The 24533-nt window shown below is 41.9% G+C and carries 18 protein-coding genes and 3 rRNA genes; all 21 read left to right on the top strand.

The window, feature by feature from the left end; all coding sequences use genetic code 11:
* Positions 1–19 precede the first annotated feature (19 nt).
* The 21 genes from AA0X71_RS00105 (at position 20) to rrf (ending at position 24533) form a co-directional block, all read left to right on the top strand.
* The gene (locus AA0X71_RS00105) at positions 20–412 is read left to right on the top strand and encodes an FtsB family cell division protein (RefSeq protein WP_413357901.1); all 393 of its coding nucleotides are present in this window, start codon (positions 20–22) and stop codon (positions 410–412) included.
* A gap of 134 nt (positions 413–546) precedes the next feature.
* Positions 547–999 carry a S1 domain-containing RNA-binding protein gene (locus tag AA0X71_RS00100; RefSeq protein ID WP_413357899.1) on the top strand — a complete coding sequence of 151 codons (453 nt, stop codon included), beginning with the start codon at positions 547–549 and terminating at the stop codon, positions 997–999.
* A 468-nt stretch (positions 1000–1467) separates the two neighbouring features.
* On the top strand, positions 1468–3948 hold the full coding sequence (gene spoIIE / locus AA0X71_RS00095; RefSeq protein WP_413357897.1) for a stage II sporulation protein E: 2481 nt from the start codon (positions 1468–1470) through the stop codon (positions 3946–3948).
* A gap of 127 nt (positions 3949–4075) precedes the next feature.
* Entirely contained in the window at positions 4076–4813 is a 738-nt protein-coding gene (locus AA0X71_RS00090; RefSeq protein WP_019157153.1) for a VWA domain-containing protein, read from the top strand.
* The gene (locus AA0X71_RS00085; RefSeq protein ID WP_413362404.1) at positions 4782–5750 is read left to right on the top strand and encodes a protein kinase domain-containing protein; all 969 of its coding nucleotides are present in this window, start codon (positions 4782–4784) and stop codon (positions 5748–5750) included. Before AA0X71_RS00090 ends, AA0X71_RS00085 begins: the two co-directional genes overlap by 32 nt.
* 166 nt (positions 5751–5916) lie before the next feature.
* Positions 5917–7359 carry a tRNA lysidine(34) synthetase TilS gene (gene tilS, locus AA0X71_RS00080; protein WP_413362402.1) on the top strand — a complete coding sequence of 481 codons (1443 nt, stop codon included), beginning with the start codon at positions 5917–5919 and terminating at the stop codon, positions 7357–7359.
* Complete coding sequence (gene hpt, locus AA0X71_RS00075) at positions 7343–7894, top strand: hypoxanthine phosphoribosyltransferase (protein ID WP_413362400.1); 552 nt, start codon at positions 7343–7345, stop codon at positions 7892–7894. The genes tilS and hpt overlap by 17 nt, the downstream gene beginning before the upstream one ends.
* A 190-nt stretch (positions 7895–8084) precedes the next feature.
* Positions 8085–10094, top strand: coding sequence for an ATP-dependent zinc metalloprotease FtsH (ftsH, locus tag AA0X71_RS00070; RefSeq protein ID WP_413357894.1), 2010 nt, complete (start codon positions 8085–8087; stop codon positions 10092–10094).
* Positions 10095–10322: 228 nt separating this feature from the next.
* Complete coding sequence (locus AA0X71_RS00065; protein WP_413357892.1) at positions 10323–11105, top strand: type III pantothenate kinase; 783 nt, start codon at positions 10323–10325, stop codon at positions 11103–11105.
* A 43-nt stretch (positions 11106–11148) separates the two neighbouring features.
* A complete protein-coding gene (gene hslO, locus AA0X71_RS00060) occupies positions 11149–12027 on the top strand; it encodes an Hsp33 family molecular chaperone HslO (RefSeq protein WP_413357890.1) in 879 nt (292 codons plus the stop codon).
* A gap of 57 nt (positions 12028–12084) precedes the next feature.
* Positions 12085–12969: a peptidyl-prolyl cis-trans isomerase gene (locus AA0X71_RS00055; RefSeq protein ID WP_413357888.1), complete on the top strand. Its 885-nt coding sequence runs from the start codon at positions 12085–12087 to the stop codon at positions 12967–12969.
* A gap of 223 nt (positions 12970–13192) precedes the next feature.
* Positions 13193–14122 carry a cysteine synthase A gene (gene cysK, locus AA0X71_RS00050; protein WP_413357886.1) on the top strand — a complete coding sequence of 310 codons (930 nt, stop codon included), beginning with the start codon at positions 13193–13195 and terminating at the stop codon, positions 14120–14122.
* Positions 14123–14256: 134 nt separating this feature from the next.
* A complete protein-coding gene (gene folP / locus AA0X71_RS00045; RefSeq protein ID WP_413357884.1) occupies positions 14257–15102 on the top strand; it encodes a dihydropteroate synthase in 846 nt (281 codons plus the stop codon).
* Positions 15095–15454 carry a dihydroneopterin aldolase gene (folB, locus tag AA0X71_RS00040; RefSeq protein ID WP_413357882.1) on the top strand — a complete coding sequence of 120 codons (360 nt, stop codon included), beginning with the start codon at positions 15095–15097 and terminating at the stop codon, positions 15452–15454. Before folP ends, folB begins: the two co-directional genes overlap by 8 nt.
* Before the next feature lies 1 nt (position 15455).
* Positions 15456–15983 (top strand): 2-amino-4-hydroxy-6-hydroxymethyldihydropteridine diphosphokinase, encoded by a 528-nt coding sequence (gene folK, locus AA0X71_RS00035; RefSeq protein ID WP_413357880.1) that lies wholly within the window; start codon positions 15456–15458, stop codon positions 15981–15983.
* Complete coding sequence (locus tag AA0X71_RS00030) at positions 15935–16144, top strand: helix-turn-helix domain-containing protein (protein WP_413357878.1); 210 nt, start codon at positions 15935–15937, stop codon at positions 16142–16144. The genes folK and AA0X71_RS00030 overlap by 49 nt, the downstream gene beginning before the upstream one ends.
* Positions 16145–16157: 13 nt before the next feature.
* Positions 16158–17156 carry a tRNA dihydrouridine synthase DusB gene (gene dusB, locus AA0X71_RS00025; RefSeq protein ID WP_413357876.1) on the top strand — a complete coding sequence of 333 codons (999 nt, stop codon included), beginning with the start codon at positions 16158–16160 and terminating at the stop codon, positions 17154–17156.
* A gap of 224 nt (positions 17157–17380) precedes the next feature.
* Entirely contained in the window at positions 17381–18862 is a 1482-nt protein-coding gene (lysS, locus tag AA0X71_RS00020; RefSeq protein WP_413357874.1) for a lysine--tRNA ligase, read from the top strand.
* A 460-nt stretch (positions 18863–19322) separates the two neighbouring features.
* A 16S ribosomal RNA gene (locus tag AA0X71_RS00015) occupies positions 19323–20873 on the top strand.
* Positions 20874–21391: 518 nt separating this feature from the next.
* A 23S ribosomal RNA gene (locus AA0X71_RS00010) occupies positions 21392–24326 on the top strand.
* 94 nt (positions 24327–24420) lie between these two features.
* Positions 24421–24533 (top strand): 5S ribosomal RNA (gene rrf, locus AA0X71_RS00005).
* The 16S, 23S and 5S rRNA genes sit together here, the layout of an rRNA operon.

The raw sequence follows: 24533 nt of genomic DNA, 5'->3' as shown, positions 1-24533 counted from the left end.
TAAAATAGGAGGTGTGAACATGGGTGCGATGAACAAACGAAGTGTCACGAAGCTACAATCAGAATATGTCAAACAACATGAGAGGAATGAAGTACGTGCATCAAGGAGAAGAAAGTTGCTCATTCGGCGATTATCGATGTTCTTTGTGCTTGCATCCATTGTATCCTATTTTATGATTTCTACCCTTATTTCCCAGGCTTCCTCTTTAGAAGAGATTAAAGCGGAACAGGAGCAGCTGAACGAAGAACTTGCAGGATTAAAGAAGAAAGAAACGATCCTGAAGGAAGAAATTGTGAAGCTCAATGATGATGAGTATATCGCAAAATTGGCAAGAAAGGATTACTTCTTGTCAGAAGAGGGAGAAGTTATTTTCAATATTCCAAAGGAAAAAGAGGAAAAAAGTTCCGAATAACCAGTCTTATTGACACTCTTTTTCCCTTTTCTGTATAATATATAGTAGTGTACAATTTCATTTCTATGTCGTTTGACAATTGGAAATTGACCGAAGTATGACTTTCTAAATTCTTAAGGAGGAAAAATTTTTTTATGTCAATCGAAGTAGGCAGCAAGTTACAAGGAAAAGTAACAGGCATTACTAATTTTGGGGCATTTGTTGAATTATCAGAAGGATCAACGGGGCTTGTTCATATTAGTGAGGTCGCAGATAATTATGTGAAGGACATTAATGACCATCTAAAGGTAGGTGACCAAGTAGAAGTAAAGGTCATCAACGTGGAGAAGGATGGAAAAATTGGACTTTCCATCAAGAAGGCTGTAGACAAACCAGAAAGAAGCCCTCGACCTGAAAGAAACTTTAGGAGTGGTGACTCTAGAGGTCCTGGACGTCCTCGTCAAGGAAGAACAAATGATAATCGTGCACCTAAAGAAAACTTTGAATCAAAAATGGCTCGTTTCTTAAAGGATAGTGAAGACCGCTTATCTTCTTTAAAACGTAATACAGAATCGAAACGTGGCGGAAGAGGCGCTAGAAGAGGCTAACTTGCTGCTGAATTAAAATATATAGATCGGGTTTAAAAATAAAAGCAAGCCTAAATGGCTTGCTTTTTTGTGTCGTCAAATTCCCTTATAAAAAGGAGAATGGCTAATTTCTTAAGCATATAATCCTATTAATAACGTATAAATCATCAAATTGTTTGTTCTATCACCATCTTTAGCTAGAAGAGTGGACGATATAGGCAAGCAATTTGTTTCCTTTTCGTACATTAACATGAATGTCGTCGAAAGAAAAATAAACGCTTGTCCTCCATTTTGACAAACTTCTAAAAAGAACCTCCTTATAATAATCACCAACACATAAATTTCATCATACATACATGCTTACTGGATAATACGTGCCGTCGATTGTCGGGGTGTCTTCTATTTGGGGAGAATGGTTTGGTCATTAATTAATTTAAAACACATGATGAGATGGGATAGAAAAACTAAAAAGTAAGGAGTGTATTTGTTATGGACAAGACAGTAAGAACGTTAATCGAACCTGTCGGTGGTTTGAATTTAAACAACAAAGCAAAGCTAGATGTGTCTGCAGGAATAAGCAACATTCAACAAAAATTAGAAGCCTTCTTTTTAAAGAGAGGGTATATTCTTTTTGTAATTGGCTTCTTACTTGGACGAGCCCTTATTTTATCGACCCTTACTCCGTTTATCCTCCCGTTTTTTGCTGCTGTGTATGTATTGAGAAGGGATCGGGCTCCGATTGCACTTGTAGGGCTAGTTGCGGGTGCAGCCACATTAACAGTTGTTGATGCGGCATATGCTTTTGGCAGTACGATTATTTTCTTGTTGCTATTCCGTATTGCTCTTAATTGGGTAAAGAACGATATTAAAGCGCTTCCTTTTTTCGTGCTTTTTACTATCCTTGTAAGTAAACTAGCTAAAAGCTTTATCGTAACAGGGCAAATTTCCCTTTATGATGGGATGATGGCAGGAGTAGAAGCGAGTTTAGGATTTATTTTAACCCTCATATTTTTGCAAAGCATCCCGCTTATTCTGGCAAATAAGAGAAGACAAACGTTAAAAACAGAAGAAGTGGTATGTTTAATTATTATGCTTGCGTCGGTTCTGACGGGAACGATTGGTTGGTCCGTATATGACTTATCTCTAGAGCATATAACCTCTCGTTATTTAGTGCTCGTTTTTGCGTTTGTGGCAGGGGCAACGGTAGGTTCGACAGTCGGTGTTGTGACAGGTCTTATTTTTAGCTTGGCAAATGTATCAAGCTTTTATCATATGAGTCTATTAGCATTTGCAGGTTTGCTAGGTGGTTTGCTTAAAGAAGGTAAAAAGATTGGCGTCATCATTGGTTTATTTATTTCTACCTTACTAATCGGAATGTATGGAGAGGGGGGCGGCAATCTAGACAAGACCCTTTTGGAATCAGCAGCAGCTGTGCTCTTGTTCCTGCTTACCCCTCATGGACTAACTTCAAAATTAGCAAAATATATTCCAGGTACACCTGAATATGCAGCTGAACAGCAGCATTATATGCGAAAAATGCGAGATGTGACTGCTCAAAGAGTGGAGCAATTTTCATCCGTTTTTCAAGCGCTATCGAATAGTTTCGCATCCTATGACGACTTATCGGAACGGGATGATCCGGAAAGTCGAGAGCTTGACTACTTTTTGAGCAATGTGACAGAAAAGACGTGTCAAATGTGTTTCAAGAAAGAACATTGCTGGGCCCGTAACTTTAATACAACCTATGATTATATGAAGGAACTTATGCATGAAATGGATCAAAATGATGGAACCATTTCACCTAAGCTTTCAAGGGATTGGAATAAGCATTGTACGAAATCTCAAAAAGTGATCAATACGATTCAACAAGAATTAACGTTGTTTCAAGCAAATCAAAAATTAAAGAAACAAGTGCAGGAAAGCAGAAGGCTTGTCGCTGATCAATTATTAGGTGTGTCTACTGTGATGGGGGACTTTGCAAAGGAGATTCAAAGAGAGAGGGACAATCATCATAAGCAGGAAGAACAGATTTTTGAAGCCTTGCAAGAGTTTGGTGTTCATATTGAACATGTTGAAATCTATAGTCTTGAGCATAGCAATGTCGATATTGATATGACGATTCCTTATTGCAACGGCCATGGAGAATGTGAAAAGCTAATTGCTCCTGTTTTATCTGATATTTTAGGAGAAACGATTATTGTTGATTCAGAGGAGTGCTCTACTTATCCAAATGGATTTTGTCATGTAACCTTCCGTTCGGCTAAGGCGTTTACGATTGAAACAGGTGTCGCTCATGCTGCTAAGGACGGTGGATTTGTTTCCGGAGACAGCTATTCAATGATCAGCTTAAGCGGTGGAAAGCATGCAGTAGCGATTAGTGACGGGATGGGAAATGGGGAAAGGGCCCATTTTGAAAGCCAGGAAACCCTCAAGCTTTTACAAAAAATATTGCAGTCGGGAATAGAAGAAAGGCTGGCCATTAAGTCGGTGAACTCCATTCTCTCCTTGAGGACGACAGATGAAATCTTCTCCACATTAGATTTAGCGATGATCGACTTACAAGATGCTTCCGCCAAGTTTTTGAAAGTAGGCTCTATCCCAAGTTTTATTAAGAGAGGCAACACAGTGAAAAAAATCCAGGCGAGCAATTTGCCGATTGGCATTATCCATGAATTTGACGTGGAGGTTGTAAAGGAGCAACTTAAAGCAGGAGATTTATTAATTATGATGAGTGATGGGGTTTTTGAAGGTCCCAAACATGTGGAGAATTATGAGCTATGGATGAAACGGAAAATCAGTGAATTGGCTACTGATGACCCACAAGAGGTAGCTGATTTAATTATGGAAGATGTAATTCGTTCGCGCTCGAAATCGATAGCAGATGATATGACAGTCGTTGTAACGAAAATCAAACATAATACACCGAAATGGGCAACCATTCCGATTCATAAATATCAAAAACAGGCATAAGGGGCTATTCACAAACAATAGCATCGTTAAAAAAATTCGAACATGATGAAATCATCTTGTTTGAATAGGTATAATTGCTTCTCTTCATGACGAAAATGGTAACAACCTGAAATGAGGAGGAGAAAGCATGAATCCAGGTACATTAAAGCAAATATTGTTGATTACAGATGGATGCTCCAATCAAGGGGAAGATCCGATTGCGATGGCAGCACTAGCAAAAGAGCAAGGGGTGACAGTAAATGTGATTGGAGTGATGGAGCAGGATACAATTGATGAACAAGGAATGAAGGAAATAGAAGGGATTGCCATGTCAGGGGGCGGCGTAAGCCAGGTTGTTTACGCGCAAAGTTTATCGCAAACCGTTCAGATGGTGACTAGAAAAGCGATGACTCAAACGTTGCAAGGGGTCGTTAACAAGGAGCTTCAACAAATCTTGGGTGGCTCTAAGACAATGGAGGATCTCCCTCCTGAACAAAGAGGAGAAGTAATGGAAGTCGTTGATGAGCTTGGTGAGAATGTGAAATTGGAAGTGTTGGTCCTTGTCGATACGAGTGCTAGTATGAAACACAAGCTTCCTACGGTTAAGGAAGCGTTGCTAGACTTATCTTTAAGCCTCAATGCTCGTGCTGGGAATAATCAATTTGGGGTCTTTGTATTTCCCGGGAAAAAGAAAGATGTCGAAAAATTGCTCGATTGGACACCACAATTAGAATCGCTAACGAGTATTTTTCCTAAGCTCTCAACTGGAGGGATTACACCAACGGGTCCAGCCATTCGTGAAGCACTTTCTTACTTTAAGAAAAAACGATCCTTAAGGAGTTTGTTATCCCGTGATGATGAACAGTTCTTTGAAGAATCTATGTAAAGTTCAACCAGGTACGATTATTGAAGGGAAATGGCATAAAAATCGCTATGCGATTCTTAAGGAATTAGGGTTTGGTGCGAATGGAATTGTATATTTAGCACAATTTCATAATCAGAGGGTTGCCCTTAAAATGAGTGATAACGGAATGTCAATTACATCAGAGGTCAATGTCCTCAAGTCTTTTGCAAAGGTCCAAGGGTCATCCCTCGGGCCTTCTTTGATTGATGTGGATGATTGGTCTACAAGGAACCAAACCGTATCCTTTTACGTAATGGAATATATTGAGGGTCCAGATTTACTAACATTCATTCAGCAAAAAGGAACAGGATGGACAGAGGTTCTGATTCTGCAGTTGCTTAGTGATTTACACACTCTCCATGAAAAAGGATGGGTGTTTGGCGACTTAAAGCCAGAGAATTTAATTGTGATGGGGCCGCCCCCAAGAATCCGTTGCATTGACGTCGGCGGCACTACGATCCAAGGAAGAGCAATCAAGGAATTTACGGAGTTTTACGATAGAGGTTATTGGGGAATGGGGACACGTAAAGCGGAACCAACCTATGATTTATTCGCTGTTGCCATGATTATAATTAATACAGAGTATCCGAAACGATTTAATAAATCGAAAGGAGGGATAAACCAATTACAAGGGATGATCCGGCAGGTGAAGTCACTTCATAAATATGAGGTCGTTCTTATAAATGCCCTCAATGGCAAATATCAATCGGCGAAAGAAATGCGAACGGATATTATAAAAAACTTGAGTGAACCGGTCAAGAAGGTTAATCCTGCGCCTAAGAGGCGGGTTACTAGGTCTTCCGTTCAGCAAACAAGACAGTCAACTCAGAAAAGAAAAGGCGGTTGGCTGGAGACTACTTTTATTGTTATGGTCATTTCCGTCCTTTATATGATCTATATATATGGACAAATTGGTTAAAAAACATCGAAAAAGAATCATAACGAAGAGCCAAGCTCCATAAAAATAACTAAAATAAGCTTGTTATGTTGAGGATAGAGGTATCGTGAAAGTTGTGCCAGTTTGTTTATTAATGGTAAGCTTGTAGGGAGAATAATTATTGAGTTTTTCCGTAAAGGAAGAGGTTATATTGGAAAGAAAAGTGAAAGCTTTCCTGAAAAAAAGACGATTTAATCTGAATGATAAAAGGGTACTAGTAGGAGTTTCTGGAGGACCAGATTCTCTAGCCTTGCTTCATTTATTATGGAGTCATCAGGAAAAGTGGAATATGTTTATTGTTGCAGCGCATGTTGACCATATGTTTCGAGGGGAAGAATCGAAGCAAGAGGCATTGTTCGTTAGAGACTTCTGTGAAGAAAGAAACATACCCTTTGAAAAGAAACAAATTGATGTCCAATCTTACATAGAAAGGACTGGACTTAGCTCTCAAGTGGCAGCTCGTGAGAAAAGGTATGAATTTTTTAAAGAGATGCTTGAGAAGCACGAGCTTTCCGTTTTGGCACTAGGCCATCATGGAGATGACCAAATTGAAACGATATTGATGAGATTAACGAGAGGAAGTACAGGGAAGGCTAGGATTGGGATCCCTTTTTCAAGACACTTCCATAACGGCTTGTTAATTCGACCTTTTCTATGTTTAAACAGGAAAGAAATTGAGCGGTATTGTTCAGACTATCAATTAAATCCACGAAGGGATCCAAGTAACGATAAGGATGTTTATAGTCGAAATCGGTTCCGTAAGAACGTCCTTCCTTTTTTACGGCAAGAAAACCCTCAAGTACACGAGCATTTTCAACGTTTAAGTGAAGAGCTCGAACAGGATGAAACCTTTCTTCTCAATTTAACCGAGGAAAAATTGCAGGACGTTATTTTAGAGAATAAGGACGGTCTAATAACAGTTGATATAAAAGCGTTTGAATCAATGCCTATGCCTTTACAAAGGAGAGGTATTCAACTAATATTAAACTATCTTTATAAAGTTAGACCAGCTTCTTTATCCGCTTTACATATTGAAAAAATATTATCCATTTTACAAAGTCCACACCCCTCTAGCTCACTAGATTTCCCAAATGGGTTAAAGGTAGTTCGTTCGTACCAGGAATGCACCTTTCAATTTCAAGTACAAACAAACCACACCCCTTATTCATTCGAATTGAGCGAGCCAGGTGAAGTAGTCCTTCCAAATGGAGATATTATCCGAATGGAATTTATCGATACTGGTGGGCAAAAAGGACGCGGTCCAGATCAATGCCTAATCCATTTTGAAGAAGTGCACTTTCCAATTGTCATTCGGAGCAGAAAAAACGGCGACAGAATGACCGTGGTGGGGATGGATGGAACAAAGAAACTGAAGGATCTTTTTATCGATGAAAAGGTTCCGTTGGTTAAGAGAAATTCTTGGCCGGTAGTGACAAATTGCTTCGATGAAATCCTCTGGGTACCTGGATTACGAAAGTCAAAGCATTCACGAACAGGAGCTAGTTATAACAGTCAGCAAAGAAACATTCTACTAAGGTACATAAGCAATGATCTTCTAGGGGGCACAACAAATGATGAAAAAGGATATTGAAAAAGTACTTATTACAGAAGAAGAGATTCAAACGAAAATTAAAGAGCTTGCTGCTCAATTGACAGAAGACTACCAGGATTCTTTTCCGCTAGCAGTTGGGGTTTTAAAAGGTGCAATGCCTTTTATGGGTGACCTGTTAAAACGAGTGGAGACATATTTAGAAATGGATTTCATGGATGTATCTAGCTATGGAAATTCAACTGTATCTTCTGGAGAAGTAAAAATCCTAAAGGATTTAGATACGTCTGTAGAAGGCAGAGATATTCTAATCATTGAGGATATCATTGATAGTGGATTGACATTAAGTTATTTAGTGGAATTATTCCGTTATCGTAAAGCAAAATCGATTAAAATCGTGACACTTCTTGACAAACCAACAGGAAGAAAAGCGAATATTCGTGCAGATTATGTTGGCTTTATCGTCCCTGACGCATTCGTTGTTGGGTATGGATTAGATTATGCTGAAAAATACCGTAATCTACCATATATTGGTGTTTTAAAGCCAGAGGTATATACGAATAGTGACGAAGCGTAAAATAAGAAGGATTTTACTTTAACTTTTTTACAAAAACGAAGCCTTATGAACGAACCAATGTATATCGCCAAATTTCTGAGGCTTTTATGGAATGCCAAGGTTTCTCTAAAAAGGGGCAAATTCTTGTATAGTCACAAATCTCTATGATACTATTTACTATAGTTTGTTGATGTGTGGGAGGAGGTAAGGGATGAATCGAATTTTTCGTAATACCATATTTTATTTATTGATTTTTCTCGTAATTATTGGCGTTGTTAGTTTCTTTAATGGAAGCAATGAGCCAACAGAAGATATATCCTATAACGACTTTATGTCCTATTTAGAAGCTGGTGAGGTTAAAGAAATTACAATCCAGCCTGAAAGAGGGGTCTATGAAGTAAGAGGACGCCTTGCCAATTATGAGGAAGGCAAATACTTTATCACATATGTATGGAATAGTGAACAGTTGCTAGCAAAAGTCGATCAGGCTGCGGCAGCTTCTGAAATTGATGTTCTTCCAGCTAAGGAAACAAGTGGTTGGGTAACGTTCTTTACTTCTATTATTCCGTTTATCATTATTTTCATCTTGTTTTTCTTCTTATTAAACCAAGCTCAGGGCGGCGGCAGTCGTGTCATGAACTTTGGTAAGAGTAAGGCGAAACTTTACAATGATGAGAAGAAAAAAGTCCGTTTTAAAGATGTGGCTGGTGCAGATGAAGAGAAACAGGAACTTGTAGAGGTTGTTGAATTCTTGAAGGATCCACGTAAGTTCGCTGAAGTAGGGGCAAGAATCCCGAAAGGTGTTTTACTTGTTGGACCTCCAGGTACTGGTAAAACATTGCTTGCACGAGCAGTAGCGGGAGAAGCAGGAGTTCCGTTCTTCTCTATTAGTGGTTCTGACTTCGTTGAAATGTTTGTTGGGGTCGGTGCATCTCGTGTACGTGATTTATTTGAAAATGCAAAGAAAAATGCGCCTTGTATTATCTTTATTGATGAAATTGATGCAGTTGGTCGCCAGCGTGGTGCTGGTCTCGGTGGCGGTCACGATGAGCGTGAGCAAACCTTGAACCAATTGCTTGTTGAAATGGATGGTTTTGGTGTCAATGAAGGCATTATCATCGTCGCTGCCACAAACCGCCCAGATATTTTAGACCCAGCGTTATTACGCCCAGGTCGTTTTGACCGTCAAATCACAGTTGATCGTCCAGATGTGAACGGTCGTGAAGCGGTTCTTAAAGTACATGCACGTAATAAGCCTTTAGACGAGGATGTTAACTTAAAAGCAATTGCAGCTCGTACTCCAGGGTTCTCTGGTGCAGACCTTGAAAACTTATTAAATGAAGCGGCTCTTGTGGCTGCTCGTCGAAACAAAAAGAAAGTCGATATGGATGATATCGATGAAGCAACTGACCGCGTCATTGCTGGTCCAGCGAAAAAGAGCAGGGTCATCTCCAAAAAGGAGAAGAATATTGTTGCTTTCCATGAAGCAGGACATACGGTGATTGGTGTTGTTCTAGAAGAAGCAGAAATGGTTCATAAAGTAACCATTGTTCCTCGTGGCCAGGCTGGTGGTTATGCCGTTATGTTACCGAAGGAAGACCGTTACTTTATGACAAAGCCGGAGCTTCTTGACAAAATCGTCGGTTTGCTTGGTGGACGCGTAGCGGAAGAAGTTGTCTTTGGTGAGGTAAGTACAGGTGCTCACAATGACTTCCAACGTGCTACAGGTCTTGCTCGCCGTATGGTCACTGAGTTTGGTATGAGTGATAAGCTTGGACCATTGCAATTTGGTCAACAATCAGGTGGCCAAGTATTCTTAGGCCGTGATATTCATAATGAACAAAATTATTCCGATGCGATTGCATATGAAATTGACTTAGAAATTCAGCGCATCATTAAGGAATGCTATGAAAAGGCGAAGCGAGTTCTTACTGAGAACCGCGATAAGCTCGATTTAATTGCCAATACTTTATTGGAAGTAGAAACATTAGATGCAGAGCAAATCAAGCATTTAATTGACCATGGTACATTACCTGAAAGACCAACAGCATCTGTTGAATTAGAGAAAAATGATGATGCTGATTCCGATGATGTAAAGGTAAATATTAGTGTCAAAAAGGATGAGGTACTAGAAGAAAAGCCTGAATCCAGTGAAACAGAAAAGGATACAGACCTGACAGACTCTCCATCCGCTACGGAAGATGAAAATAAAAAGAGCTAATTAGTGCAATCCCTTCAGGCTACTGCCTGATATAATGGTTCACGTTAAGGTGTCCTATCTTTAGGGCACCTTTTGTGATCTAAGTAACTGTATAAATGTTGAAAAGCTACAATGCTTGCGTAAAGAGCCTTCGTTTGTGTTAAAATGTTGGCAGAATATGATAGCCAACTATTCGACAAAGATCTTGGTTTAATCAAAGCTTAATATTAAACAAAAGTGGTGGTCTACGTGATATTTGTTTTCGATGTGGGAAATACCAATATGGTTCTAGGTGTTTATGATAAGGATGAATTAAAGCATCACTGGAGAATGGAAACGAATCGTTCCAAAACTGAGGATGAGTACGGAATTATGATCAAGAATTTATTTGATCATGTGGGTTTAAGTTTATCTGCTATTGAGGGAATAATTATTTCATCTGTCGTTCCACCGATTATGCTAGCACTAGAAAGAATGTGCTCGCGTTATTTCAATTTGAAACCATTAATTGTCGGGCCTGGAATTAAAACGGGCTTAGATATTAAATATGAAAATCCTCGTGAGGTTGGGGCTGATCGGATTGTCAATGCGGTTGCTGCAATTCATGAATACGGGAGCCCGTTAATCGTTGTTGATTTTGGAACAGCGACTACATATTGTTATATTAACGAACAAAAGCAATACATGGGTGGAGCCATCGCTCCGGGTGTTCATATTTCGACAGAAGCTCTCTACTCCAGGGCAGCGAAGTTACCACGTATTGAATTAATACCACCTCCAGAAGGAGTAGTAGGAAAAAATACAGTTGCTGCAATGCAAGCAGGTATACTTTATGGGTATGTAGGACAGGTTGAAGAAATTGTAAAAAGAATGAAAAAGCAAAGCAAGGAAAAGCCGATGGTCATTGCAACAGGTGGATTATCTGGACTTATTGCCAAAGAAGCAACTATCATTGATATCGTCGATCCGTTTTTAACCTTAAAAGGATTACAGTTAATTTATAAACGAAATATGGAGACGCTAAGAAAATAGACTATATATAGCAGCAATGGGTATACACGAAAGGGGTACAGGAATGAAGGATTATTTAGTAAAAGCATTAGCATTTGATGATCAAGTTCGCGCGTATGCGGTTCGTAGTACTGAAACGGTAGGAGAAGCACAAAGAAGACATCACACATGGCCGACCGCATCAGCTGCTCTTGGAAGAACGATGACAGCCAGCGTAATGATGGGTTCCATGTTAAAGGGAGAAGAAAAACTTACGGTAAAAGTTGAAGGGGATGGTCCTCTTGGTCCCATTTTAGTAGACGCTAATGCGAAAGGGCAGGTAAGAGGTTACGTCACACATCCTCAAGTCCATTTTGATTTAAATGAGCATGGAAAGCTTGATGTAAGACGAGCAGTAGGGACTAGTGGTTTCTTATCCGTTGTAAAGGATGTTGGCTTAAGAGATTACTTTACCGGTCAAGTTCCCCTCGTTTCAGGGGAATTAGGAGAAGACTTTACGTATTACTTTGTTAAATCAGAACAGGTGCCTTCTTCAGTTGGTGTAGGTGTATTAGTGAATCCGGATAATACGATTTTAGCAGCTGGAGGTTTTGTCATACAATTATTGCCTGGGACAGAAGACGAAACGATTACAAAAATTGAGGAAAGGTTAAAAGCGATCCCACCAATCTCAAAATTAATTGAACGAGGTCTAAGTCCAGAAGAAATACTAGAAGAGGTTTTAGGGAAAGGAAATGTACGGTTCCTCGAAACACAGCCTGTAACTTTCCAATGCACATGCTCAAAGGAACGTTTTGGAAATGCCATTATTAGTTTAGGGAAAGATGAAATTACAGATATGATTGAAACGGATGGTAAAGCAGAGACCCATTGTCATTTCTGTAATGAGAAATATAACTATACTCGTGAAGATTTAGAACAATTGCTAAACGAAGCAAAATAAAGATATCTTCATTTAGAAGAGGTTTGACTATTGTGGTGAAAATGGGAGGAGAAAAGGTTGGAGAGAAAGTGGGAGAAAAAGCAACTGTGGATCATCATTGCTGGCCTAATTGCACTAAACTGCTTAACCGTTGCTTTTTTTCTAACGAAACTAGGAACGAGCCATGGAAGTAGTGAAGTTGTGGCAACTGTTGGGAAAGAGGAAGTGACAAGACAAGAGTGGCTCAATGTGATGGAAGAGCGGTATGGGAAAGATACATTGAAGGAATTAATAGATGAAAAGGTAATTGAAGCCCTTGCCAAAAAATATGATATATCGATATCAGAAGCATCTGTGGATCGTGAATTGTTTTTAATCAAAACGATGTATGGCTCAAGTTCTGATGCGTCCAACGAGGAAGAATGGAGAAGGCAAATAAAGTCGTCTCTGATGCTCGAGGAGATTTTAACAAAGGACGTTAATGTGCCGGAAGAGGAATTGCAGTCTTACTATACTGAAAACCAAAGCTTTTATTCTATCCCTACTTCCTACCATGTTTCACAAATAGTGGTGAAAACGGAAAAAGAAGCAAAACAAGCTCTAGAAGAATTGAAAAATGGTTCGGATTTCGCTGCTTTAGCGATGGAAAGATCGATGGATGAATTTAGTGCTGCCCAGGGTGGGGATATTGGATTTGTCCGTTCTGAAGATGAGATTACCTCCGCAGATTACATAAACGCGTTGGAAACGTTAAAGCCAGGTGAATGGACTGGAGCTATCCCAGTCGAAGATGGATATGCGATTGCTATGCTCCATGAAAAAATTGATGGAAAAGAATATAGTTTTAAAGAAGTAGAGAATGAAATTCGAAGAGTCATCGCATTGGAACAGATGGAAGGCGAGTCCTCGGTAGAAGCTTTTTGGAATGAAGTGGATGTGGAGTGGTTCTACGGGGAGCAGTAGGATAAAATACACGAGCAGTGGCTCGTGTATTTTTGTAGAGTGGAAAAAATATTCAATATTTTTAACGTAAGAAGATTTCATTAAAAATATTCTATATTTTTAACGCAAGAAGATTTACATTAAAAATATTCTGTATTTTTCATGTAAAAAGATTGACATTTGGGTATAAGCTTGGTAAATTTGAATTAATCCAATAAAATTACTCGGAATAAGAGGTGTTAGAATGGTACGTGTAGCCAATTCAATAACAGAGTTAGTGGGTCAAACGCCCATCGTAAAATTGAATCGCCTTGTAGATGAGAACAGCGCAGATGTGTATTTAAAGCTTGAGTATATGAATCCAGGAAGCAGCGTAAAGGATCGTATCGCTCTTGCGATGATTGAAGCAGCAGAAGAAGCTGGCAAATTAAAAAAGGGAGATACCATCATTGAGCCAACAAGTGGAAACACAGGAATTGGTCTTGCGATGGTTGCTGCCGCTAAAGGGTATAAAGCAATTCTTGTTATGCCTGAAACCATGAGCTTAGAGCGTAGAAACTTACTACGTGCATACGGAGCTGAGCTTGTATTAACACCTGGACCAGAAGGAATGGGTGGAGCAATTCGTAAAGCTGACGAGTTAGCAAAGGAAAATGGTTATTTCATTCCGCAACAATTCGAAAACTTTGCGAATCCTGAAGTTCATAAGAGAACAACAGGTAAAGAGATTGTCGAGCAAATGGGCGATCAATTAGATGCCTTTATCTCTGGAATCGGAACAGGTGGTACGATAACTGGTGCTGGTTCTGTTCTAAAAGAAAATTACCCAAATATAAAAATTTACGCAGTCGAGCCTGCTGATTCACCCGTTCTTTCAGGTGGAAAGCCAGGACCACATAAAATTCAAGGAATTGGTGCGGGATTTGTACCAAAAGTATTGAATACAGAAGTGTACGATGAAGTATTAAAGATAACAAACGAAGAATCGTTTGAATATGCTCGCCGTGCTGCGAAAGAAGAAGGAATTCTAGGTGGTATTTCTTCAGGTGCAGCCATTTCGGCAGCATTAAAAGTAGCGAAAGAGCTTGGTAAAGGGAAAAAAGTGTTAGCGGTTATCCCAAGTAACGGTGAACGTTATTTAAGTACTCCTCTCTATCAGTTTGATGCTGAGTAAGAGTGACATTCAATGTAAAAGGAGCAGTAGTCGACATGACTATTGCTCCTTTTTGATCGTATGATTCTAAGAAACTTAGAAATGGAGTCCGTTAAATGCTACAATAAAGAAGTAAAACGGTCTGGAGGTTAACGATGTCTACCATTCAAAAACAAATGATCGAATGTGGTCCTTATACACTGGACTATAGCGATAAAACACTAATTATGGGAATCTTAAATGCGACCCCTGATTCTTTTTCAGATGGGGGCAAATTTAATCATATTGAAAAAGCTGTTCAGCATGCTCGCCAAATGGTCGAAGAGGGTGCTGACATTATTGATATTGGCGGAGAGTCCACTCGTCCTGGTTATGAGCAAATTTCCGTTCAGGAAGAATTGGAACGTGTGGTTCCTGTTATAAAAGCTGTGTCAGAAGCAGTGAAGGTTCCGATTTCGATTGATACATATAAAGCTGAAGTGGCAGCGGGAGCTTTGGAGGCGGGTGCCCATATCATTAACGATATATGGGGAGCGAAAGCGGATCCGAATATGGCTCCATTAGCTGCTCGTTACAATGTGCCGATTATTTTGATGCATAATCGTGACAATCGCGACTATCAGCATTTTTATCGAGATGTTGTCAATGATCTGTTCGAAAGTATTGAAATGGTAAAAAATGCGGGTGTTCCTGATGAAAAAATAATACTTGATCCTGGTATTGGTTTTGCTAAAGATTTGCAGGAAAACATTGAGATGATGAGAGAGTTAGATAAATTAGTTTCGATTGGATACCCAGTGTTACTTGGAACGTCGAAAAAGTCTCTGATTGGTCAAGCTTTAAATCTTCCGGTCGAAGAGAGGGCAGAAGGTACAGGAGCAACGGTTTGTTATGGCATTCAAAAGGGTTGTCAAATGATTCGTGTCCATGATGTGAAAGCGATGAGTCGGATGGCCGGGATGATGGATGTATTAATCGGAAAGGGACAAGGGAATGGATAAAATATATGTAAATCGAATGGAATTCTACGGTTACCACGGTGTTTTTCCAGAAGAAACACGACTAGGCCAAAGGTTTATCGTTGATTTGGTGGTGGAAGCAGATTTAAAGGCTGCTGGTGAAAAGGATGAACTATCTGACTCCATTCATTATGGAGAGTTATATATGATGTGCAAGGATATTGTAGAGGGAGAGCCTTATAAGCTTTTAGAAGCAGTGGCAGAAAAAATTGCAGCTACTTGTCTTTTACAATTCACAAAAGCCATGTCATGTACGGTAAAAGTTATTAAGCCAGATCCTCCGATTCCAGGTCACTATGACTCGGTTGCGGTGGAAATTACGAGGAGTAGATAAATTGAAAAATCGAGCTTTTCTTGCACTCGGTACCAATATGGGCGATCGGTATGGAAACCTCACAGATGCAATCGTGTTATTAAATGAACATCCTGAGATTAAGTTAATCCATAGCTCGTCTATTTATGAGACAGACCCAGTAGGATACACCGAGCAAGATCCATTTTTAAACATGGTAATTGAAGTCAAAACGGAGTTGACACCTTTAGATTTGTTAGATTGCTGCTTGCAAATTGAAGAAAATCTTGGGAGAAAAAGGATCGTTCGATGGGGACCAAGAATCATAGACCTTGACATTCTTCTCTATAATCAAGAAAATATTGAATCAGAGAAGCTTTTTGTTCCACATCCTCGGATGCATGAAAGAGCTTTTGTTTTAATTCCACTTCTCGAGATTAGTCCGAACGAAAAGCTCCCAAGGACAGATCAACTTTTACGAAAAAGTTTAGATGAAATACCTGATAGAGAAGGAGTACGAATATGGAAGCTGAAAAATGGGGAAGACGTATTCGCGCTTTTCGCAAATTAAAAGGCTATACACAAGAGAGCTTAGCAGAAAATCTTGGTGTATCGGTTTCTATTTTGGGAGAGGTGGAACGTGGCAATCGTATGCCGACGGAAGATTTTTTGATGCAGGTTGCTGAACAATTGAAAGTGAGTATAGATGATTTAACACCACCTGAAGAATAAAGGAGGTAACTTGATGTTTAAAATCGGAAATGTAGAAATGAAAAATCAAGTTGTCTTAGCACCAATGGCCGGTATATGTAATTCGGCTTTTCGTTTAACAGTTAAGGAATTTGGTGCTGGCTTAGTTTGTGCTGAAATGATTAGCGATAAAGGAATCGTTTTAAAAAACGAAAAAACGATGAATATGCTATATATAGATGAGCGAGAAAATCCTTTAAGTCTACAAATTTTTGGTGGGGAAAAGGACACCCTTGTTGAAGCGGCTAAATTTGTAGATAAACATACAAATGCCGATATTATTGATATCAATATGGGCTGCCCTGTACCAAAAATCACGAAATGTGATGCAGGCGCAAAGTGGTTACTTGATCCTGATAAAATCTATGAAATGGTTTCAGTGGTTGTCGAAAATGTGGATAAGCCTGTTACAGTAAAAATGCGTATGGGTTGGGATGATGAGCATATCTTTGCTGTGAAAAATGCCCAAGCAGTTGAACGAGCTGGTGGTAGTGCGGTTTCCTTACATGGCCGTACACGTGTCCAATTGTATGAAGGAAGTGCGAATTGGGATATCATCCGTGAAGTGAAGGAATCTATCAATATCCCCCTCATTGGGAATGGCGATGTGAAAACACCGCAGGATGCAAAGCGGATGTTAGATGAAACCGGTTGTGACGCTGTCATGATTGGAAGAGCAGCATTAGGCAATCCGTGGATGATTTATGAAACGGTAAAATTTTTAGAAACTGGCGAATTGATAGGCGAGCCTTCTGTAAGAGAAAAGATTGATGTGTGCATTCTCCACCTAGACCGTCTTATCGCCCTGAAAAGTGAATACGTCGCTGTGCGTGAAATGAGAAAGCATGCGGCGTGGTATTTAAAAGGGATTAGAGGAACGGCTAAGGCTCGTACTGGAGTTAACTCATGTAATACAAGGGAGGAGCTTGTCAATTTACTAAACGAGCTTGTGTTAGAAACAGAAGCGAAGGAACAACAGGTACAAGTAGGTTGAGGATTGACTTCTAAAGCTTCTTTCATTATGATGGAAAAGAAAACTGCCGGTCACAACTGGCAGTTTTTATTATATTACGTGTCTCTTTCATTTATTTTGTGTAAAATAGTATAGTGTGATTTTTTAATATTTGTGATGATCCATTTTGTCATGATGCACTTCATAATTTAAGTCTTTTGGATTGGATTACATAGAAACTTTTTAATAATGGAGATGATTTTAAAGTGAGTGAAGAATTAAACGACCAAATGAGAGTTAGGTTAGAAAAAATGCATGATATGCGAGAAAAAGGGTTAGATCCGTTCGGGAAGCGCTATGAGCGCACTCATCTCGCAGAAGAATTAGTTAATCAATATGGTGAGATGGAGAAAGAGGCTCTTGAACAATTAGCTGTTACCGTTACGATTGCTGGTCGTATTATGACAAAGCGTGGAAAAGGTAAAGCAGGTTTTGCTCATCTTCAAGACCTTACAGACCAAATTCAAATATATGTGAGACAAGATGCAGTTGGTGAGGAACAATACGATACTTTCGGAAGTGTAGATTTAGGAGATATCGTTGGTGTGACAGGAGAATTATTTAAAACGAAGGTTGGAGAACTTTCTATTAAAGTTCAAGACTTCCAGCTGCTAACAAAAGCTCTTCGTCCATTACCTGAAAAGTTTCATGGCCTCAAGGATGTAGAACAGCGTTACCGTCAACGCTATTTAGATCTAATCACTAGTCAAGAAAGTAGAAAAACATTTATTACTCGAAGCAAAATTATTCAATCGATGAGACGTTACTTAGATGATCACGGATATTTAGAAGTAGAAACACCTATGATGCATGCCATTGCAGGTGGAGCTTCAGCTCGCCCGTTCATTACCCATCACAATGCATTGGACATGCAACTATATATGCGTATTGCAATTGAGTTGCACTTAAAGCGCCTAATTGTTGGTGGATTAGAGAAAGTGTACGAAATTGGTCGTGTATTCCGTAATGAAGGGGTATCCACTCGACACAACCCTGAATTTACAATGATCGAACTGTATGAAGCTTATGCTGATTACCGTGACATTATGAGCCTGACTGAGAATCTTGTTGCTCATATTGCACAAGAAGTACTTGGTACAACGACCGTTCAATACGGTGACCATTTAGTAGACTTGAAGCCTGAATGGAAAAGACTTCATATGGTAGATGCGATTAAGGAATATACGGGTGTTGACTTCTGGAAGGAAATGCCCGTTGAAGAAGCAAAACAATTGGCAAAAGAGCATAATGTGGAAATTAAAGATACAATGCTATATGGTCATATCGTCAATGAGTTCTTTGAGCAAAAAGTAGAAGAACAGCTTATTCAGCCAACATTCATTTACGGGCATCCAGTAGAAATTTCTCCACTGGCTAAGAAGAATGAAGAAGATCCAAGATTTACGGATCGTTTTGAGTTATTTATCGTGGCTCGTGAGCATGCGAATGCGTTCACCGAGCTAAATGATCCAATTGACCAAAGAGAACGTTTCGAAGCGCAGCTTAAAGAAAGAGAACAAGGGAACGACGAAGCTCATATGATGGATCATGATTTCATTGAAGCATTAGAATTTGGAATGCCTCCGACTGGTGGTCTAGGAATTGGAATTGATCGTCTTGTTATGTTATTAACCAATTCTCCATCTATTAGAGACGTTTTATTATTCCCATTAATGCGTCATCGTTAATTACTATATATAAAAGGAGAGTGAAAGTGATAGAGCTGCTTTTGCTCTTTTTTTCTTTTAAAAACATTTCAATAAAAACTTTTAAAAAAGTATTGCACGAGATAAACTATAGTGGTATATTATTATCTGTTGCCGCGAAAGATGTCGGTGCACAAAAAAGAATTTAAAAAAAGTTATTGACACTTAAATTAGATTCTGTTAATATTAAAAAGTTGCCTTTGAGCGACAGAAAAAGAAATTCTTCGTTAAAGAATTTCGATATTGTACTTTGAAAACTAAACAAATCATACGTCAACAAATAATAGTGGAGGCGACTGTACAGCTTCGACAAACATTGGAACTTCTGGCGGAAAAGTCCAAAAGACTTTGACAGAAGAAGTGAAATGGTCGAGAAGCTAGGAGCCGAAACTAGCCAACGTTAGTTTTATTATGTTTTACATTAAGAGCTAATTCTTACTCTTTTTTGGAGAGTTTGATCCTGGCTCAGGACGAACGCTGGCGGCGTGCCTAATACATGCAAGTCGAGCGGATTTGAGGGAGCTTGCTCCCGAAAATTAGCGGCGGACGGGTGAGTAACACGTGGGCAACCTGCCTATAAGACTGGGATAACTTCGGGAAACCGGAGCTAATACCGGATAATGCTTTTGAACTCATGTTCTTAAGCTGAAAGATGGCTTCTCGCTATCACTTATAGATGGGCCCGCGGCGCATTAGCTAGTTGGTGAGGTAACGGCTCACCAAGGCCACGATGCGTAGCCGACCTGAGAGGGTGATCGGCCACACTGGGACTGAGACACGGCCCAGACTCCTACGGGAGGCAGCAGTAGGGAATCTTCCGCAATGGACGAAAGTCTGACGGAGCAACGCCGCGTGAGTGATGAAGGTTTTCGGATCGTAAAACTCTGTTGTTAGGGAAGAACAAGTACCGGAGTAACTGCCGGTACCTTGACGGTACCTAACCAGAAAGCCACGGCTAACTACGTGCCAGCAGCCGCGGTAATACGTAGGTGGCAAGCGTTGTCCGGAATTATTGGGCGTAAAGCGCGCGCAGGCGGTTCCTTAAGTCTGATGTGAAAGCCCCCGGCTCAACCGGGGAGGGTCATTGGAAACTGGGGAACTTGAGTGCAGAAGAGAAGAGCGGAATTCCACGTGTAGCGGTGAAATGCGTAGAGATGTGGAGGAACACCAGTGGCGAAGGCGGCTCTTTGGTCTGTAACTGACGCTGAGGCGCGAAAGCGTGGGGAGCAAACAGGATTAGATACCCTGGTAGTCCACGCCGTAAACGATGAGTGCTAAGTGTTAGAGGGTTTCCGCCCTTTAGTGCTGCAGCAAACGCATTAAGCACTCCGCCTGGGGAGTACGGCCGCAAGGCTGAAACTCAAAGGAATTGACGGGGGCCCGCACAAGCGGTGGAGCATGTGGTTTAATTCGAAGCAACGCGAAGAACCTTACCAGGTCTTGACATCCTTATGCCATCCCTAGAGATAGGGCTTTCCCTTCGGGGACATAAGTGACAGGTGGTGCATGGTTGTCGTCAGCTCGTGTCGTGAGATGTTGGGTTAAGTCCCGCAACGAGCGCAACCCTTGATCTTAGTTGCCAGCATTGAGTTGGGCACTCTAAGGTGACTGCCGGTGACAAACCGGAGGAAGGTGGGGATGACGTCAAATCATCATGCCCCTTATGACCTGGGCTACACACGTGCTACAATGGATGGTACAAAGGGCAGCAAAGCCGCGAGGTGGAGCGAATCCCATAAAACCATTCTCAGTTCGGATTGTAGGCTGCAACTCGCCTACATGAAGCCGGAATCGCTAGTAATCGCGGATCAGCATGCCGCGGTGAATACGTTCCCGGGCCTTGTACACACCGCCCGTCACACCACGAGAGTTTGTAACACCCGAAGTCGGTGGGGTAACCGTAAGGAGCCAGCCGCCTAAGGTGGGACAGATGATTGGGGTGAAGTCGTAACAAGGTAGCCGTATCGGAAGGTGCGGCTGGATCACCTCCTTTCTAAGGAATATGGAGACTTAGATGTCTCATAATCGTAACGTTGATGGAAGCTTTTTTGACTCGTCAGAAAAGCCGTATGATTTGTTTAGTTTTGAGAGTGCAATACTCTCTTATTAATAATAGGTGAATTAGAAGCGAGCAGATCGAGGAAACGACTGAGTGAGCACTGGAGTGTATTTGATACATGAGGAGCGGAACGAGGAAAGTTGACGAAGAAATGCGAAGCTTATCATTCGCCGTCTTGTACCTTGAAAACTAGATAATGAAATGAAGAAGAACCAAGAAATAAACCGAGTAATCGCCATTTTAGTTTTTCTCTCTATATGTTTAGAGATTAAGTTTCAAAACAAAACCGCGAGGGTTACGAGAAATTGTAAGCCAAGCAATGAGGGAAATGAGAAGCAAGTAGGTCGAGGAATCAAGCGAGGAAGCACCGGAACGTACGTAGTTGTGTACGTGAGGAGCGCAGACGAGTGAAGATGACGCAGAGATGCGCCGCTTATCGGAAGCCGCAGTATGGTTAAGTTATGAAGGGCGCACGGTGGATGCCTTGGCACTAGGAGCCGATGAAGGACGGGACTAACACCGATATGCTTCGGGGAGCTGTAAGTAAGCTTTGATCCGGAGATTTCCGAATGGGGAAACCCATCATTCGTAATGGGATGATATCTTTACCTGAATACATAGGGTAATGAAGGCAGACCCGGGGAACTGAAACATCTAAGTACCCGGAGGAAGAGAAAGCAAACGCGATTCCCTGAGTAGCGGCGAGCGAAACGGGATTAGCCCAAACCAAGAGGCTTGCCTCTTGGGGTTGTAGGACACTCTATACGGAGTTACAAAGGAACGAAGTAAACGAACAAGTCTGGAAAGGCTGGTCAAAGAAGGTAACAACCCTGTAGTTGAAACTTCGTTCCCTCTTGAGTGGATCCTGAGTACGGCGGGACACGAGAAATCCCGTCGGAAGCTGGGAGGACCATCTCCCAAGGCTAAATACTCCCTAGTGACCGATAGTGAACCAGTACCGTGAGGGAAAGGTGAAAAGCACCCCGGAAGGGGAGTGAAAGAGATCCTGAAACCGTGTGCCTACAAGTAGTTAGAGCCCTTTAACGGGTGATAGCGTGCCTTTTGTAGAATGAACCGGCGAGTTACGATTGCATGCAAGGTTAAGTTGAGAAGACGGAGCCGCAGCGAAAGCGAGTCTTAAGTAGGGCGTTTTAGTATGTAGTCGTAGACCCGAAACCAGGTGATCTACCCATGTCCAGGTTGAAGTTCAGGTAACACTGAATGGAGGACCGAACCCACGCACGTTGAAAAGTGCGGGGATGAGGTGTGGGTAGCGGAGAAATTCCAATCGAACTTGGAGATAGCTGGTTCTCTCCGAAATAGCTTTAGGGCTAGCCTCACGAAAAACGAGTCTTGGAGGTAGAGCACTGTTTGGACTAGGGGCCCTCATCGGGTTACCGAATTCAGACAAACTCCGAATGCCAAGTACTTAAGCGTGGGAGTCAGACTGCGAGTGATAAGATCCGTAGTCAAAAGGGAAACAGCCCAGACCACCAGCTAAGGTCCCAAAGTATACGTTAAGTGGAAAAGGATGTGGGGTTGCTTAGACAACCAGGATGTTGGCTTAGAAGCAGCCACCATTTAAAGAGTGCGTAATAGCTCACTGGTCGAGTGACCCCGCGCCGAAAATGTACCGGGGCTAAACGTATCACCGAAGCTGTGGGTGTACACCGTTGGTGTACGCGGTAGGAGAGCGTTCTAAGGGCGTTGAAGCTAGACCGGAAGGACTGGTGGAGCGCTTAGAAGTGAGAATGCCGGTATGAGTAGCGAAAGATGGGTGAGAATCCCATCCACCGAATGCCTAAGGTTTCCTGAGGAAGGCTCGTCCGCTCAGGGTTAGTCGGGACCTAAGCCGAGGCCGAAAGGCGTAGGCGATGGACAACAGGTTGATATTCCTGTACCACCTCGTTTTTGTTTGAGCGATGGGGGGACGCAGGAGGATAGGGTAAGCGCACTGCTGGATATGTGCGTCTAAGCAGTTAGGCTGGTAAACAGGAAAATCCGTTTACCGCAAAGGCTGAGCTGTGATAGCGAGGGAAATAGAGTACCGAAGTTCCTGATTCCACACTGCCAAGAAAAGCCTCTAGTGAGAAAACAGGTGCCCGTACCGCAAACCGACACAGGTAGGCGAGGAGAGAATCCTAAGGTGAGCGAGAGAACTCTCGTTAAGGAACTCGGCAAAATGACCCCGTAACTTCGGGAGAAGGGGTGCTTTTTAGGGTGAATAGCCCTGAAAAGCCGCAGTGAATAGGCCCAGGCGACTGTTTAGCAAAAACACAGGTCTCTGCGAAGCCGCAAGGCGAAGTATAGGGGCTGACGCCTGCCCGGTGCTGGAAGGTTAAGAGGAGGGGTTAGCTTACGCGAAGCTCTGAATTGAAGCCCCAGTAAACGGCGGCCGTAACTATAACGGTCCTAAGGTAGCGAAATTCCTTGTCGGGTAAGTTCCGACCCGCACGAAAGGCGTAACGATCTGGGCACTGTCTCAACGAGAGACTCGGTGAAATTATAGTACCTGTGAAGATGCAGGTTACCCGCGACAGGACGGAAAGACCCCGTGGAGCTTTACTGTAGCCTGATATTGAATTTTGGTACAGCTTGTACAGGATAGGTAGGAGCCTGAGAAGCCGGAGCGCTAGCTTCGGTGGAGGCGTCGGTGGGATACTACTCTGGCTGTATTGACATTCTAACCCGCACCTCTAATCGAGGTGGGAGACAGTGTCAGGTGGGCAGTTTGACTGGGGCGGTCGCCTCCTAAAGAGTAACGGAGGCGCCCAAAGGTTCCCTCAGAATGGTTGGAAATCATTCGTAGAGTGTAAAGGCACAAGGGAGCTTGACTGCGAGACCTACAAGTCGAGCAGGGACGAAAGTCGGGCTTAGTGATCCGGTGGTTCCGCATGGAAGGGCCATCGCTCAACGGATAAAAGCTACCCCGGGGATAACAGGCTTATCTCCCCCAAGAGTCCACATCGACGGGGAGGTTTGGCACCTCGATGTCGGCTCATCGCATCCTGGGGCTGTAGTCGGTCCCAAGGGTTGGGCTGTTCGCCCATTAAAGCGGTACGCGAGCTGGGTTCAGAACGTCGTGAGACAGTTCGGTCCCTATCCGTCGTGGGCGTAGGAAATTTGAGAGGAGCTGTCCTTAGTACGAGAGGACCGGGATGGACGCACCGCTGGTGTACCAGTTGTTCTGCCAAGAGCATCGCTGGGTAGCTATGTGCGGAAGGGATAAGTGCTGAAAGCATCTAAGCATGAAGCCCCCCTCAAGATGAGATTTCCCATAGCGTAAGCTAGTAAGAACCCTGAAAGATGATCAGGTTGATAGGTCAGAGGTGGAAGCGTGGTGACACGTGGAGCTGACTGATACTAATCGTTCGAGGACTTAACCAAATTGATTATTCGGTTTTCTATTCTTCTTTCATTATCTAGTTTTGAAGGTATAATCCTTTTTGCGCAAGCAAAAGAGGTCACTTCAATCAAATAGTCCGGTGGCGATAGCGAGAAGGTCACACCCGTTCCCATACCGAACACGGAAGTTAAGCTTCTCAGCGCCGATGGTAGTTAGGGGCTGTCCCCTTGTGAGAGTAGGACGTTGCC

Origin of the sequence: Robertmurraya phoenicis (genome assembly GCF_047302285.1) — a bacterium.
In the GTDB taxonomy this organism is placed as follows: domain Bacteria; phylum Bacillota; class Bacilli; order Bacillales; family Cytobacillaceae; genus Robertmurraya.
The sequence above is the reverse complement of the archived record's forward strand: the minus strand, read 5'-3'. Positions and strand labels throughout refer to the sequence as shown.